Here is a 15,482-nt window from a genome sequence, read left to right as displayed (position 1 = left end):
TGTCTAATTCACCTGTGTCTAACACGAAAGGGCTTCATACCCCTGAGATTTCCGTGCCGGTCAATAAGAAACTGCTTGGTATCGGTCTGCTGCTCACACTGGTCCTGCAACTGGGCGTACTCGGCACCGAATACCTGAGCTCAGTCTGGCCGCTGAAATATGGCGAGCCGGTGCTGCTGAAAACCGAACCGATCGACCCGCGCAGCCTGTTTCGCGGTAACTACGTGCGCCTTAACTACGGCATCAGCCGTGTGGATGCTGCGCTGGCGGCGGAGCCTTTCCGCAAACACCAGCAGGTATACGTGACGCTGAAGAAGGAGGGGAAATACCACCTGGCCGATAAACTTCTGCATGAGCCTCCCGAACAGGGCCCGGTTATCCGGGGGCGTATACGCTGGGCCAACGACCAGTTCTACACCATCGACTATGGCATCGAAGCGTTCTTTATGCCCAGGCAGAAAGCACTGGCTGCACAGTCAGCGGTGCGGGAGAAGGAGGCCTGGGCGGAGGTTTATCTGCTGGATAGCGGCAAGGCGGCAATTGCTGATTTGATCTGTGAGGGTGGGTGCAGATAGCGGTTGGGTAGTAATGCAAAAGGCGATCTTGCGGGCGCTTCCGTAGCGGTGCGCCCCCATTAGATAGAGGTCTGAGGGCAGATTTCGATTCCTGGCTGACGGAATGGCAAGGGCTGGCGCATCGACCGTTGCTGGCTCTTAGCGTGCATGGCGCGTGCCGTGTTCCAGGCGAACCAGAGGCACAAACCAGTCATCTAGCCTTTGCGATTTTTGCTCTCCTCAAATGCACTGAAACGTCTGCAAAACCAGGGGAGGCTCAGGTTAGCCCTTGGCCCTGCCTGTTCTTCGTTCGGTCACATAGTCAGAAAAAGGCATGTTAGAGTCGAACCACTTGGACAGTGAAAGCAAATGCCAGCCACTGCATTATCTCAACACGGAAACGATATATCCCATCATGAGCATTTCTGATCTAGATAAACTAAGCCGTAACCTTGAGCCCAACAGCCAGGGGATACCACCGCTGGAGCTTTGGCACCCGGACTTCTGCGGCGACATGGATCTGCGCATTGCACGCGACGGCACCTGGTTTCATGAAGGCACGCCGATCACTCGCCAAGCGATGGTAAAGATGTTTTCGCGGATCCTGTGGCAGGAAGACGGCGCCTATTTTTTGAAGACTCCGGTTGAGAAGGTAGGCATCCAAGTCGATGACTTGCCCTTTCTGTTTGTCTCACTCGAGGTTAGGGACGGCCCACGGGGACAGGAGCTGCACTTCCTGAGCAGTACGGACGATGCCATTGTCGCCGGGCAAGAGAACCCGCTGGTCGTCACCGAAAGCGAGGGCAACGGCGAACCCCAACCCGCCCTGGCTGTGCGCTTTGGCATGTGGGGTCGGCTGCACCGCAATGTGTTTTATCAGTTGGTCGAACTGGGTACAGCCGAACCCTGTGCCGATGGCGCTGAAGAGCTGGTTGTTTACAGCTCCGGTGAGCGCTTCTCGCTGGGGCGCTTGTAGAGAGGCCGCTCCGAGCTGTACTTAGCAGATCACAGCAAGTCGATGGCCAGATTTTTGAAGTTGTTGATGTAATTTCCCCGATCGCAGACCAAATAAATCCGCTGGAGTCGAGCGCAGCGGCCTGGCTTTCTCTGTTGTCGCAGACGAGCTAAACCTGCTGGCGAGTAGAAGCCGCGACGCGAGATGGAGTATTCGGGAAATGGCAGAGGAGTTTAAACAGAAGCCGGACTACCTGGTAGCCCGTTTTACGCTCAGGGGCGGCGAGGAGGAAAGGGTGACAAATTTGTAATCCACGCGGAAGAGTCGACAAAATTGTCAATTATTCCTAGGGGCTAAAGACGGTGCTTTATATAAAACTCATATAAAACAATAAGTTAATATTTTTGGTCCGCATTGTGCCTTATTAGGGTTAAGTCGCTTGGCCGGCGTCACAGAGTCAAGTGCTACATGCATAACGTACCTATATAAAAACAATGACGGAGTACAAAGTATGGCTATGACTGGTGTTCTGCGCCCGGGACATGCACAGGTTCGCGTGCTGGATCTGGAAGAGGGGATTAAATTCTACCGTGACGTGTTGGGACTGGTTGAAACCGGTCGCGATGACCAAGGCAGGGTTTATTTCAAGTGCTGGGATGAACGCGATCACAACAGCTACATCATTCGCGAAGCCGATCAGGCCGGGATCGACTTCTTCGGTTTTAAAGTGCTGGATGAGGCAACGCTGGATAAACTTGAAGGCGACCTGATCGAGTACGGCATCGAAACCCGCCGTATCCCCGCTGGCGATCTGCTGGAAACCGGCGAGCGTGTCCGCTTTACTCTGCCGTCCGGTCATGAGATGGAACTCTATGCCACCAAGAGCTCCATCGGTAACGGCATGCCGATGGTTAACCCCGATCCGTGGAATACGGACTCCGAACGCGGTATCGCGCCGGTACGTCTCGATCACGCCCTGCTGTACGGTCCTAATATCGCTGAAGTGAAGAAGATCTTTACCGAGGTGCTGGGCTTCTACCTGGTCGAACGAGTGCTTGGCGAGGATAACGAAACCGAAGCGGCGATCTGGCTCTCCTGCTCGCACAAGGTGCACGATATCGCCTTCGCCGAATATCCGGAGCCGGGCAAGCTGCATCACTGCTCTTTCCTGATGGACAGCTGGGAACGCGTGCTGCGTGCCGGCGACATCATGTCGATGAACAACGTCGCCGTGGATATCGGTCCGACCCGCCACGGCATCACCCGCGGCTGCACCATCTATGCCTGGGATCCTTCCGGCAACCGCTTCGAAACCTTCATGGGTGGTTATCAGCCCTACCCGGACTACGAAACCCTGACCTGGACCTTCGATAACTTCGGCCAGGGCCTCGACTACCCGCAGCGCAAACTGCACGAGACCTTCTTGACCGTCGTCAGCTGACGCTAACGCCAACAGCCAACTGTTTCCCGCAGGAGAGCGGTCTCTGTGACCGCTCTTCCGGGGCGCTCTACGCCGAAAAAGGGCAGCGGGTGGCACAAATGAAGGAGTTCGAAGCATGCATCTTGTGAAAAACGACACGCCGCGCAGCAGCGTCGGCGGCCTGACCAAGTACATCCGTGTGCGTAGTGAGCCTGACGCGCGTTTTGTTGAGTTCGACTTCGCCATCGGAGATCCCGCGCTGTTTGTTGAACTGGTGATGCCGAAAGGCGCTTTCGATGCCTTCTGTGCCGCCAACCAGGTGGTGCACATGAGTGCCGAGCAGATACAGGCCGTGGATGCGGAGATGGCGAAGTGGCGCTACGGCGAGGACACGCTGATGGCCCATAACCACGATCAGGATCATGGCAGCGACTGAGCGCTGGCCGAATCCGCAGATAACAATAAATTGGGGATCTGGAACATGAGTATAGAGATCAAAACATCGACGCTGGAGCCGGTGCGCAACACCTACAGCCATATCGAGCGACGCTTCGGCGACAAGCCGGCTACGCGCTACCAGGAGGCCACCTACGATGTGCAAGCCGAAACCAACTTCCATTACCGCCCCTATTGGGATCCGGAACATGAACTGAATGACCCGCGCCGCACCGCACTGGTGATGAGCGACTGGTATGCGTTCAAGGATCCGCGTCAGTTTTACTACGGCACCTATGTACAGCAGCGTTCGCGGATGCAGGAGGTGGCCGAGAACAACTATGCCTTCTTCGAGAAGCGCAATCTGGCAGACCGTCTCGGTGATGAGATTAAGGCCCTGCTGATTCGCTTCCTGCTGCCACTGCGCCATGTGGAGCACGCCGCCAATCTCAACAACATGTACGGCACGGCCTATGGCTATGGCACCGCTATGACCCAGGCGCTGCTGTACGACGGCATGGATCGGCTGGCTATCGCTCAATACCTGTCCCGTATCGGCCTGATCCTCGACGGTAACAGCGGCGAGTCTTTGGTCCAAGCGAAACAGCTGTGGATGCAGGACCCGGTTTGGCAGGGGATGCGGGCGCTGTGTGAGAACACCCTGATTACCAAGGACTGGTTCGAACTGTTCCTGGCGCAGGATCTGGTGGTCGACGGACTGGTATCACAGCTGTTCTACAAGCAGTTCGACGACAAGCTGGTGGCTGAAGAGGCCCAGGATATCGGCATGCTGCTCGAGTTCATGCAGGAGTGGAGCAAGGAAACCACGCGCTGGAGCGATGCAGTGGTCAAGATCGCGGTGGCCGAGTCGGATCACAACAAGACGCTGGTTGCCGGCTGGATCGACAAATGGCGTGGCAAGGCGGCCGAGGCCCTGGCGCCGCTGGCGCTGGAAATGTTCGGTGAAGGTGCGCTGGACCAGGCGCTGGCCGAGTTGGATAAGCGCGTCGCCAAAGCCGGTATCAAATAAGGAGTCGATCATGTCGAAGGTTTATCTCGCACTGCAGGACAACGACGAGTCCCGTTACATCGTCGAGGCAATTGAAGAGGACAACCCGGAGGTCACCATCATCCACAACCCGGCGATGATCCGCATCGAGAACGAGGGCCGGTTGCTGGTCAAGCGCGAAACCGTGGAGGAGAAGCTGGGCCGCGATTGGGATCTGCAGGAACTGCATATCAACCTGATCACGCTGGGCGGCAATGTCGATGAAGACGACGACCAGCTCAGTCTGACCTGGAACGTCTGACAAGCCGCTAACCGGGACAAGAATAAAAAGGTAATTGAAATGGCTACCAAGAAACTGAGTCTGAAAGACAAATACGCGCTGCTGACCCGTGACCTTGACTGGGACTTCACCTATGAAGACCGCAAGGAAGCCTTCCCGTTTGAAGAGTTCGAGGGGATCAAGATCACCGACTGGTCCAAGTGGGAGGATCCTTTCCGTCTGACCATGGATAGCTACTGGAAATACCAGGCGGAAAAAGAGAAGAAGCTTTACGCCATCCTTGATGCGTTCGCGCAGAACAATGGCCAGCTCAACGTCACCGATCCGCGTTACGTCAACGCCATCAAAGTCTTCCTGACCGGTATTTCACCGCAGGAGTACCAGGCGCACCAGGGTTTTGCCCATATCGGTCGCCAGTATGGCGGCGTTGGCGCCCGCGTTGCCTGCCAGATGCAGTCGCTGGACGAGCTGCGCCATGTGCAGACGCAGATTCACGCAATGAGCCACTACAACAAGTACTTCGACGGCTTCCAGAACTGGTCACACATGCAGGACAGACTCTGGTACCTGTCGGTGCCGACGTCGTTTTTCCACGATGCGCGCAGTGCCGGTCCGTTCGAGTTCCTGGTATCGATCGGTTTCAGCTTCGAGTACGTGCTGACCAACCTGCTGTTCGTACCGTTCATGTCCGGTGCCGCCTACAACGGCGACATGGCGACGGTGACCTTTGGCTTCTCGGCCCAGTCCGACGAGGCGCGCCACATGACCCTGGGGCTGGAGGTGATCAAGTTCCTGCTTGAACAGCATGAGGACAATGTGCCGATCGTGCAGAAGTGGATCGACAAATGGTTCTGGCGCGGCACCCGTCTGCTCAGCCTGGTTGGCATGATGATGGACTACATGCTGCCGAACAAGGTGATGAGCTGGAAGGAGGCCTGGGAGGTGTACTTCGAGGAAGCGGGCGGTGCGCTGTTCAAGGATCTGGCCCGTTACGGTATCACCATGCCGAAGTATGCCGAACAGGTGGAGATCGAGAAGGAGCATGTGTCGCACCAGGCCTGGTGGACCTTCTACACCTACGGTCAGGCGGCCGGTTTCCACACCTGGATCCCCACCGATGAAGAGCTGGACTGGCTCAGCGAGAAGTACCCCAGCACCTTCGACAAGTACTACCGTCCGCGCTGGGAGCTGGCGAAAAAAATGGAGGCGGAAGGCAAGCGTTTCTACAACGGCACACTGCTGCAGCTGTGCTCCTGCTGTCAGCTGCCGCTGTTGTTCACCGAACCTGATGATCCGACCCTGATCGCGCAGCGAGAAACCCACTACAAGGGTGAGCACTACCACTTCTGCTCTGATGGCTGCAAAGAGATCTTCGAAGAGGAACCGGAGAAGTACGTGCAGTCCTGGCTGCCGGTGCACCAGATCTTCCAGGGCAACTGCGGTGGTCCAGATCTGCCGGGAATCCTCCAGCACTGCGGCATCAACGTGGGCAGCGACAACATGGATATCAAGGGATCCCCCGACGAACAGCGCTGGAATAAATGGAAAGGGGTGGCCTGAGCGGGCTACCGAGCGTACTGAAAAACAGCACCGATAAATAAAACAAAGCTAAATGTGCCGGGGCGAGAGACCTGTCCCGGCCGGGAGACAAGATCATGCCCGTACATGCATACACACCGGATTACACCGGCACGGTTCGCGATAAAGTCGAAAATTTTCACGGCAACCAGTTGGTATACGTTTGCTGGGAACGCCACCTGCTGTTTGCCTGCCCCTTTGCCTTTCTTCTGTCGTCACAGATCACCTTCCGCCAATTGCGTGATGAGGTGATGGCAGAAGCCTACAGTGCCCATCCTCAATGGCAGCAGATCGACTGGGATCAGGCACTTTGGACGCTGAGTGGCGAAGCCTTCCAGCCGGCGCTGGATAAAACGCTGGAGCAGCAGGGGATCGACCATAAAGCCAGCCTGCGTTTCAGCACCCCGGGCCTGGAAGGTCTGTTCGGTGCCGGCATCTGATGAGGGGGATCAAAAATGACTTACGAAGTGACGGTTGAGCCCACCGGCGATGTGATCGAGGTGGAAGAGGGGCAGACGATTCTCGACGCCGCGCTGCGTCAGGGTGTCTGGCTGCCCTTTGCCTGCGGCCATGGCACCTGCGCCACCTGCAAGGTGCAGGTGCTGGAAGGTGATGCCGATATCGGTAACGCCTCGCCGTTTGCGCTGATGGATGTGGAACGTGAAGAGGGCAAGGTGCTGGCCTGCTGCTGCAAGCCGGAGTCGGACCTGGTGATCGAGGCCGATATCGATGTGGACCCCGATTTTGTCGGCTTCCCGGTGCGCGATTTCGTCGGCACGGTGACCGGTATTCGCGACCTTTCGCCCACCATCAAGGGGATCTGGTTTCAGCTGGATCACGGTATGGAGTTTCAGGCAGGCCAGTACATCAACCTGAGTATTCCCGGCGTGGAGGGTACCCGTGCCTTCTCCATCGCCAACCGCCCCAGCGACAGCGAAATGCTGGAGCTGCATGTGCGCAAGGTGCCGGGCGGCGTGGGCACCACCTGGCTGCATGAACAGCTGGAGGTGGGACAGAAGCTGGAGATCTCCGGTCCCTACGGGCAGTTCTTCGTGCGCAAGTCTGATCCCCAGGGGGCGATCTTCATCGCCGGAGGCTCGGGTCTTTCAAGCCCCCAGTCGATGATCATGGACATGCTGGAAGGCGGTGATGAAAGGCCGATCTACCTGTTCCAGGGCGCCCGCAATCTGGATGAACTGTATAACCGCGAGCTGTTCGAGCAACTGCAGCGGGAGCACGAAAATTTCCACTACATCCCGGCCCTTAACGAACCCCAGCCGGCAGATAAATGGGAGGGGTTCAAGGGCTTTGTGCATGAAGCGGCGATGGACTATTTCGACAACCGTTTCAGCGGACACAAGGCCTACCTCTGTGGTCCGCCGCCGATGATCGATGCCGCCATTACCGCGTTGATGCAGGGACGTCTGTTCGAGCGTGACATCCACATGGAGCGTTTTGTCACCGCTGCCGATGGGGCAGAAGAACAGAATCGTTCGGCACTGTTTAAACGAATCTGATCAAGCGCTACTGATTGGCCAATTAGCTCAACTCTGTCGCACCGTTGGTTCGGCGTGGTCCTCCTGCAAAAGGCCCGAATCGACCTTTGGTGGAATCGCCCAGGCGGGTGGTTCCGCTGTTTTTTATGTACAGGAAGTACGGTCCCTGCCATTTGCTCCTGCAATGTCAGGATTCCCGCCATCCTTGGCGGTCATGCCGCGGGTGCATGGATGCACAGGAGCGGCGATGTACAGGAAGTACGGTCCCTGCCATTTGCTCCTGCAATGTCAGGATTCCCGCCGTCCCTGGCGGTCATGCCGCGGGAGCGGCGGCGCAAAAATCTATCCGCTCTGAACGATACCTTAAAAGTATCAAATGTCCGGATAAATAGTATTAGATGGTATTTACCCGGTTGATTAACCTCTAGTTATCGCCGGTTGGCTGCATGGGTACACCTGCCTGTGCGGTGCGCGCGGTTTAAGCGCGGTAACGCCGGACATTCAAATAAAAACCAAGTACAGGTGAAAAAAGCGATGCGCCTTATTAACAACTTTATCAACGGGCAGTTCGAAACCGCTGTTAACGACAAGCGTTTCGACAAACGTTCCCCGGTCAACAACGAGGTCATTGCGACCATTGCCGAAGCCGGGCGCAGCGACGTGGATCGCGCCGTAATGGCGGCCCGAAATGCGTTGAGCGGTGGGTGGGGTGGGCTGACGCCCGAACAGCGGATCGATCTGCTGTACGGTGTTGCTGACGAGATCACCCGCCGCTTCGACGACTTCGTCGAGGCGGAGATGGCCGACACCGGGCAGCCGCACCACGTCATGAGCCACGTCTTCATCCCCCGCGGCGCCGCCAACTTCAAGATCTTCGCCGATGTGGTGAAGAACGTCGCCAGCGAATCCTTCCAGACCAGCACCCCGGACGGCCGTGGCGCGTTGAACTACGCGCTGCGGGTGCCGAAGGGCGTCATCGGCGTGATCTCGCCGTGGAATGCGCCGTTCATGCTGATGACCTGGAAGGTTGGTCCGGCACTGGCCTGCGGCAACACCGTGGTGGTTAAGCCCTCGGAGGAGACGCCGCTGACTTCTGCATTGCTTGGCGAGGTGATGAACAGCGTCGGTATCCCGGCCGGGGTCTACAACGTCATCAACGGTTTCGGGCCTGACTCGGCCGGTGAATTTCTGACCCAGCATCCGCAGGTCGATGCCATCACCTTTACCGGCGAGACCCGCACCGGCACCGCGATCATGAAAGCGGCCGCCGAAGGTACCCGCGATGTCTCCTTCGAGATGGGCGGCAAGAACGCCGGTATCGTGTTTGCGGATTGCGATTTCGAAGCCGCCGTGGACGGAATTTTCCGCTCCGCGTTTCTCAACAGCGGGCAGGTGTGCCTCGGGACCGAACGGGTCTACGTGGAGCGCCCGCTGTTTGAGCGTTTTGTTGCTGCGCTGAAACAGAAGGCGGAAGCGGTGAAGTTTGGTCATCCGCTGGATAAAAACTCCAACTACGGCCCGCTAATCAGCCGCGAACACCAGGACAAGGTGCTCTCCTACTACCGCAAGGCGGTGGAAGAGGGCGCCACTGTAGTGACCGGCGGCGGCATCCCGGAGATGCCGGCGGAGCTGGCCGAAGGTAACTGGGTGGAGCCCACCATCTGGACCGGGCTGGCTGACGATGCCGCCGTGGTTACCGAAGAGATCTTCGGCCCCTGCTGCCATATCCGTCCGTTCGACACTGAGGATGAAGTAGTCGGCCTGGCCAACAACACCCAGTACGGCCTCTCCACCACCATCTGGACCAACGATCTGTCCCGTGCTCACCGCATGGCGGCGCGTATCGACGTGGGTATCACCTGGATCAACAGCTGGTTCCTGCGCGACCTGCGCACCGCATTCGGCGGCTCAAAACAGTCCGGTATCGGCCGCGAAGGTGGGGTGCACTCGCTGGAGTTCTATACCGAAACCCGCAACGTCTGCATCAAGCTCTGAGGTGACGAATGGACGCTAACAAGATTCAAGCGCTGGGCGACGCGCTGTACGCGGCCTTCGCTGACCGCTGCACAATCGCACCACTGACCGAACAGGAGCCGGAGATCACGCTGGAGGATGCCTACCGTATCCAGGAGCGTTTTATTGCTCGCCGCCTTGAAGCCGGAGAAAAGGTCGTCGGTAAAAAGATCGGCGTAACCAGCAAGGCGGTGCAGGACTTCCTCGGCGTGTTCCAGCCGGACTTTGGCCAGCTGACCTCCGATATGGTGTTTGCCGATGGCGCCACCCTTGATCTGAACGGTTTGATCCAGCCCAAGGCAGAAGCCGAACTGGCGTTCGTGCTGAAGGAGGACCTGAATGGCCCCGGCATCACCGCCATGGATGTGATCCGGGCCACCGACTATGTGGTGCCCTGTTTCGAGATCGTCGATTCCCGCATCGACAACTGGAAGATCAAGATTCAGGACACCGTGGCGGACAACGCCTCCTGCGGCGTCTACGTGCTGGGCGATACCCATGGCGATCCGCGCAAGCTCGACCTGACACTGGCCGGCATGGTGCTGGAGAAAAACGGTGAGCTGTACTCCACCGGCGTTGGTGCCGCCGTACAGGGCTCGCCGGCCAACGCCGTCGCCTGGCTGGCCAACACCCTTGGTGAGCTCGGTATCCCGTTCAAGGCTGGCGAAGTGATCCTGTCCGGTTCCCAGTCACAACTGGTGCCGGTCAACGATGGCGACGAGCTGGTCTGCACCGTCGGTGGGCTCGGCAGCTGCCGGGTCAAATTCAGCGGAAGGAGTGCAGTCTGATGATCACCCTGTCACGTGAAGAGATAGTCCGCCTGTGCGAGCGGGTCGAAGGGGCGCAAACCCGCGCCTACGCCATCCCCAAGCTGACCGACGAATACCCGGAAATGACGATGGATGACGGCTACGCGGTACAGACCGAACTGCGTAAGCGCTTCATCGCTCAGGGTCACACCCTGGTGGGCTGGAAAGCGGGGCTCACTTCGCGCGCCAAGATGCAGCAGATGGGCGTTGATGTTCCCTCCATCGGCTTCCTCACCGACCGCATGGCGCGGCCGGAGAACTCGGTCATCAGCGTCTCCGACCTGGTGCATCCGCGTGTGGAGTGCGAGATCGCCTTTGTCACGGCCAAACAGCTGAGCGGTCCCGACTGCACGGCGCAGCAGGTGCTCGATGCCACCGACTACATCCTGCCGGCCATCGAGGTGATCGATTCCCGCTACTCCGGCTTCAAGTTCGACCTGGAAAGCGTGGTGGCCGACAACGGATCCTCGGCTCGATTCGTCGGCGGTGGTCGCGCCCGTTACCCCGCTGAGCTGGATATTCCCACCCTCGGCGTAGTGATGGAAAAGAACGGCGAAATCGTCGGGATGGGGGCCGCGGCTGAAGTGCTCGGGCACCCGGCCGAGGCGGTGGCGATGCTGGTGAATATTCTGCACGACCTGGGCGAAACCCTGCCCTCCGGCAGCTTTGTCATGAGCGGCGGTATCACCGCCGCGGTGGCGGTGCAGCCCGGTGATCACATCAATGCCCGCTTCCAGGAGTTGGGCTCCATATCGATCCGTTTTGCCGAATAGGGCGGAGGAGTTTTCCATGCCAATTATCGAGATGCATCTGCTGGTGGGACGCAGCAGTGACGACAAGGCGCGTGTGGCCAGTGCGGTGACGGCCGCAGCAGCGGAGAGCCTGGGGGTAAGTGCGGATACGGTACGTATCCTGATCACCGAGCACGCCAAAGATGAATTCTATGTTGCGGGTCGGGCCGGACGGGCCAGCGACCAGGCGGCGCAGGCTGCACTACAGGAGACAGTAAAGTGAAGAAGATCAAATGTGCACTGATCGGGTCCGGCAACATCGGTACCGATCTGATCTACAAGATTCAGCGCAGCCAGGTGCTGGAACCGGTGTGGATGGTCGGTATCGACCCGGAATCGGAAGGTCTGGCGCGGGCCCGCGACATGGGACTGAAAACCACTGCGGAAGGCGTCGATGGCCTGCTGCCGCATGTGCTTGAAGATGGCATCCAGATCGCTTTCGACGCCACCAGTGCCTATGTGCACGCCGAGAACAGCCGCAAGCTGAACGAACTGGGCGTGATGATGATCGACCTGACGCCGGCGGCCATCGGCCCCCTGTGTGTACCGCCGGTCAATCTGGCCGAACACGCCGACAAGCGGGAGATGAACGTCAATATGATCTCCTGCGCCGGCCAGGCGACGATTCCGATCGTCAACGCCGTATCGCGCGTCCAGCCGGTGGAGTATGCCGAGATCATCGCCAGTCTATCCTCCAAGTCTATCGGGCCTGGCACCCGCGCCAACCTGGACGAGTTTACCTTCACCACCTCCAATGCTATCGAAGTGGTGGGCGGAGCCAAAAAAGGTAAGGCGCTGGCGATCATCAACCCGGCCGATCCGCCCATGATCATGCGCAACACCATCTATTGCCTGACCGAGGGTGAGCCGGATCAAGCGCGTATCCGCGACTCGATCCTGACCATGATCAGCGAGGTGCAGAAGTACGTGCCGGGCTACAAGCTGGTCAACGGGCCGAGCTTTGACGGCAACAAGGTAGCGGTGTTCATGGAGGTTGAAGGCCTTGGCGATTACCTGCCCAAGTACGCCGGCAACCTGGACATCATGACCGCCGCGGCGACCCGCACCGCGGAGATGTTTGCCGAAGAGATCCTGGCCGGAACAATCCAACTTAAGCCCGTGGAGGTAGCCTGATGAGCGCGCTTGAAGGTCGTAAAGTAATTCTGCATGACATGTGCCTGCGTGACGGTATGCATGCGCTGCGCGAGCAGATCAGTGTCGAGCAGATGGTCAAAGTGGCCTCTGCACTGGATGATGCCGGTGTACCTTACCTGCAGGTTACGCACGGTGCCGGGCTTGGCGGCAATTCGCTGCAGCATGGTTTCGCGCTGGCCAGCAACGAGGAGTACATCTCAGCGGTGGCAGATGCAGTTAAGCAGGCCAAAATCTCGGTGCTGCTGATCCCGGGGCTGGGCACCATGAAGGAGCTGCGCTCCGCCTATGACTGCGGCGCCCGCAGCGTTCACGTGGCCACCCACTGCACCGAAGCGGATACCTCGCCGCAGCATATCGCCTGTGCCCGTGAACTGGGCATGGATACCTCCGGCTTCCTGATGATGTCGCACCTGAACGATGCCAAGGGGCTGGCGGAGCAGGGCAAGCTGATGGAGTCTTACGGCGCCAACACCGTCTACATCACCGATTCCGCCGGTTACATGTTGCCGCAGGACGTCACGGAACGGGTGAGTGCGTTGCGCGATGTGCTGAAGCCGGAGACCGAAATCGGCTTCCACGGTCACCATAACCTCGGCATGGGTATCTCCAACTCCATCGCCGCGATCGCCGCTGGCGCGACCCGTATCGACGGCTCGGTGGCCGGACTGGGCGCCGGGGCAGGTAACACGCCGCTGGAGGTGTTCGCCGCGGTCTGTGAGCGCATGGGCATGGAGACCGGTGTCGATCTGTTCAAGCTGATGGATGTGGCCGAAGAGGTCATCGTGCCGATGATGCAGCATGTTGTGCGTGTCGATCGCGAGTCGCTGACGCTGGGCTATGCCGGGGTCTACTCCACTTTCCTGCTGCACGCCATACGTGCCGGCGAGCGCTACGGCGTGCCAGCCCGGGATATCCTCGTAGAGCTGGGCCGCAAGAAGATGATCGGTGGCCAGGAGGACATGATCCAGGACACTGCGATGACCATGGCCAAGGAGCGTGGCCTGCTGTCGGCGGATGCCTGATTGCCAGCCGGAGGCCCTGCCCGGGTGCTGACCCGGCGCGGCCCTCCGCTGTTAAAGAGATTGCCAACAGCATCATCAAAGGTGGCTGCTTATGCAGGAACAGCAAGAACAGCAGGAACAGATCGTACTGGTGGGGGCTACCGGTGCCTTCGGGCAGGCGCTGGTCCACACGCTGACGGCGGCGGGTTACCAGATTGTCGCCGTAGCGCGCACTGCCGAGTCCCTGCGGGCGTTGCAACAACGGTATCCGCAGCTGCTGATCTGTCAGACCGATATCGCGGAGGATTCGGCCATTGCCGCTATCCGCGAGGTCGCCAGCGGCCCCGTGCGTGCCGTGGTGCATGGGCCGGGCGTCGGTGTGGCCGGAGGTATTCTCGAAGCGCCTACCGAGACGCTGAATCAGGCGGTCAATATTAAGGTCGGTGGTCTGTTGCGACTGGTCCGAGCCATTGATGCCCGGTTGCAACCGCAGTCGCGGCTGATCGCCATTGGAGGTCACTACGGCTTTGAACCCACCGCTTACGCGGCGGCGGCCGGTGTGGCCAACGCCGCCCTCGTCAATGTGGTGCGCCAGTTAAGTCTGGCTTACGGCAGTCGCGGCGTGACAGCGCATTTGGTGGCGCCGGGACCGGCCGATACCGAACGTCTGCACCGGGTTGCAGCGAGCCGCGCCGAACGTCAGGGCATCACGCTGGAGGTGGTGCTGGAGCAGATGAAGAGCGAGTCCTCGCTGGGTGCCTTTACCACGCCGGAGCAGGTGGCCTGGGCAGTGAAAATGCTGCTGGAGTCGGAAGCCGATGCGATGACCGGTTCCGCCCTGATGCTGGATAGTGGGCGGCGTAAAGGTTTGCCCTAACAGGCCGTTGAAAATCTGCCGGTGCTGCCGGCTACCTCGATAACGCTTTTCAACACCCTGTTAAGACTCCAACCCAAAACGATTTGAAGTTCCCGATAGATAACAATAAGAGGGATCGAAAGCCATGCCTGTTGTTACCTTCCGTATTCCCGCGGCGCGCGCCACTGATGCGCGCTGTGAGCGACTGTTAGTGCAGGGCTCGGCCCTGTTTGCCAAACTGCTGCAGAGCCCGCCCGAGCGTATCCGCGCCTTTGTCGAGGTGTATGAGGCGGGACGCATGGCGGTGGGCGGACAGCTCAGCGCCGATGCTGGCGCGGCCTTTTTCGAGTGTTACGTCCTTGCCGGACGCCCGCAGCAGCAGCGCCATGCCTTGCTGGCCGCGTTCAACGACCTACTGGCCACGACGCTGGATATCGATCCTGCGGTGATTCGCGGCGCCTGCATTCCGGTGGCGCCGGAAGACTGGGGTATCGCCGGGCGTCCCGCCAGCGCGATACGTAGTGCTGAAATTGCTCAGCGCGCAGCACAGGGGTAGGGCGATGGAGGCGGATATGAAATTCAAGATCGATATAGTCGATAGTGAAGAGAGCTTCCTCTGCGATCAGCAGCAGAACGTGCTGGAGGGCATGATGCGGCTGGGGCGACGCGGTATCCCCTGTGGCTGTCGCGGCGGCGGCTGCGGCGTATGCAAGGTGGAGGTGCTCAACGGCGATTACCACAGCCAACGTATGAGCAGTTGTCATGTCGATGAAGATGATCTGGCCGAGGGGCGGGTACTGGCCTGCCGTATCAACCCGGACAGTGATCTGCAGATCCGCGTCGTCGGCAAGATGCAAAAGTGTTTTAAGAAAGCGCATGTGAACTCACGACCTGGCTGAAAGGCAGGATTGATAACCTGAACAGCAAGGCTCAAAGGGCCTGTTTACCGAGCCTTATTACCGCACCTCTGGGCAAAAATTGGTCTTCATCTCGATACCCCTTCGACCAGGGACGGTCTTCTTTTTGGGCTATTTGCCTACCAGGGGTGGAGGCGCCTGATTCTTTTCAACCTGATCGCTGGCGCTGGTTGGCTCTCATCGGGGGCCGGACGCTTGGCGTGGGTGTAACTT

18 protein-coding genes are annotated in these 15,482 nt (G+C 59.0%); all 18 read left to right on the top strand.

Translation table 11 applies throughout. The features are described from left to right. The first annotated feature begins 53 nt into the window (after positions 1-53). The 18 genes from ACQUQP_RS17070 to ACQUQP_RS16985 all read left to right on the top strand — a co-directional run bounded on the left by ACQUQP_RS17070 (position 54) and on the right by ACQUQP_RS16985 (position 15,251). A complete protein-coding gene (locus ACQUQP_RS17070; RefSeq protein ID WP_432696238.1) occupies positions 54-575 on the top strand; it encodes a GDYXXLXY domain-containing protein in 522 nt (173 codons plus the stop codon). Positions 576-888: 313 nt separating this feature from the next. Continuing rightward, positions 889-1,530: a DUF1285 domain-containing protein gene (locus ACQUQP_RS17065; protein WP_432696237.1), complete on the top strand. Its 642-nt coding sequence runs from the start codon at positions 889-891 to the stop codon at positions 1,528-1,530. 490 nt (positions 1,531-2,020) lie between these two features. Further along, on the top strand, positions 2,021-2,950 hold the full coding sequence (locus tag ACQUQP_RS17060; RefSeq protein ID WP_432696236.1) for a catechol 2,3-dioxygenase: 930 nt from the start codon (positions 2,021-2,023) through the stop codon (positions 2,948-2,950). A gap of 115 nt (positions 2,951-3,065) precedes the next feature. After that, entirely contained in the window at positions 3,066-3,365 is a 300-nt protein-coding gene (locus ACQUQP_RS17055; protein WP_432696235.1) for a phenol hydroxylase subunit, read from the top strand. 45 nt (positions 3,366-3,410) lie between these two features. Further along, a complete protein-coding gene (locus ACQUQP_RS17050; RefSeq protein WP_432696234.1) occupies positions 3,411-4,394 on the top strand; it encodes an aromatic/alkene monooxygenase hydroxylase subunit beta in 984 nt (327 codons plus the stop codon). Positions 4,395-4,404: 10 nt separating this feature from the next. After that, positions 4,405-4,674, top strand: coding sequence for an MmoB/DmpM family protein (locus ACQUQP_RS17045; RefSeq protein ID WP_432696233.1), 270 nt, complete (start codon positions 4,405-4,407; stop codon positions 4,672-4,674). Positions 4,675-4,713: 39 nt separating this feature from the next. Beyond that, on the top strand, positions 4,714-6,213 hold the full coding sequence (locus tag ACQUQP_RS17040; protein ID WP_432696232.1) for an aromatic/alkene/methane monooxygenase hydroxylase/oxygenase subunit alpha: 1,500 nt from the start codon (positions 4,714-4,716) through the stop codon (positions 6,211-6,213). Between the two features lie 95 nt (positions 6,214-6,308). Next, on the top strand, positions 6,309-6,671 hold the full coding sequence (locus ACQUQP_RS17035; RefSeq protein ID WP_432696231.1) for a phenol hydroxylase subunit P4: 363 nt from the start codon (positions 6,309-6,311) through the stop codon (positions 6,669-6,671). A gap of 15 nt (positions 6,672-6,686) precedes the next feature. After that, the gene (locus ACQUQP_RS17030) at positions 6,687-7,748 is read left to right on the top strand and encodes an NADH:ubiquinone reductase (Na(+)-transporting) subunit F (RefSeq protein WP_432696230.1); all 1,062 of its coding nucleotides are present in this window, start codon (positions 6,687-6,689) and stop codon (positions 7,746-7,748) included. Positions 7,749-8,261: 513 nt separating this feature from the next. Continuing rightward, positions 8,262-9,722: a 2-hydroxymuconic semialdehyde dehydrogenase gene (locus ACQUQP_RS17025; protein WP_432696229.1), complete on the top strand. Its 1,461-nt coding sequence runs from the start codon at positions 8,262-8,264 to the stop codon at positions 9,720-9,722. 8 nt (positions 9,723-9,730) lie between these two features. Continuing rightward, a complete protein-coding gene (gene dmpE, locus ACQUQP_RS17020) occupies positions 9,731-10,528 on the top strand; it encodes a 2-oxopent-4-enoate hydratase (protein ID WP_432696228.1) in 798 nt (265 codons plus the stop codon). Continuing rightward, a complete protein-coding gene (gene dmpH / locus ACQUQP_RS17015; protein WP_432696227.1) occupies positions 10,528-11,322 on the top strand; it encodes a 2-oxo-3-hexenedioate decarboxylase in 795 nt (264 codons plus the stop codon). Before dmpE ends, dmpH begins: the two co-directional genes overlap by 1 nt. 16 nt (positions 11,323-11,338) lie before the next feature. Beyond that, complete coding sequence (locus ACQUQP_RS17010) at positions 11,339-11,563, top strand: tautomerase family protein (protein ID WP_432696226.1); 225 nt, start codon at positions 11,339-11,341, stop codon at positions 11,561-11,563. Then, on the top strand, positions 11,560-12,474 hold the full coding sequence (locus ACQUQP_RS17005) for an acetaldehyde dehydrogenase (acetylating) (RefSeq protein ID WP_432696225.1): 915 nt from the start codon (positions 11,560-11,562) through the stop codon (positions 12,472-12,474). Before ACQUQP_RS17010 ends, ACQUQP_RS17005 begins: the two co-directional genes overlap by 4 nt. Then, the gene (gene dmpG / locus ACQUQP_RS17000) at positions 12,474-13,517 is read left to right on the top strand and encodes a 4-hydroxy-2-oxovalerate aldolase (protein WP_432696224.1); all 1,044 of its coding nucleotides are present in this window, start codon (positions 12,474-12,476) and stop codon (positions 13,515-13,517) included. Before ACQUQP_RS17005 ends, dmpG begins: the two co-directional genes overlap by 1 nt. A 91-nt stretch (positions 13,518-13,608) precedes the next feature. After that, complete coding sequence (locus ACQUQP_RS16995; protein WP_432696223.1) at positions 13,609-14,373, top strand: SDR family NAD(P)-dependent oxidoreductase; 765 nt, start codon at positions 13,609-13,611, stop codon at positions 14,371-14,373. A gap of 124 nt (positions 14,374-14,497) precedes the next feature. Further along, positions 14,498-14,908, top strand: coding sequence for a tautomerase family protein (locus ACQUQP_RS16990; RefSeq protein ID WP_432696222.1), 411 nt, complete (start codon positions 14,498-14,500; stop codon positions 14,906-14,908). A 16-nt stretch (positions 14,909-14,924) separates the two neighbouring features. Next, positions 14,925-15,251: a 2Fe-2S iron-sulfur cluster-binding protein gene (locus tag ACQUQP_RS16985; RefSeq protein ID WP_432696221.1), complete on the top strand. Its 327-nt coding sequence runs from the start codon at positions 14,925-14,927 to the stop codon at positions 15,249-15,251. Positions 15,252-15,482 lie beyond the last annotated feature (231 nt).

This window comes from Marinobacterium sp. YM272, assembly GCF_050908845.1.
Classification (GTDB): Bacteria; Pseudomonadota; Gammaproteobacteria; order Pseudomonadales; family Balneatricaceae; genus Marinobacterium_D.
Note: the sequence above shows the minus strand (reverse complement) of the source record. Positions and strands in the feature narration are given on the sequence as shown.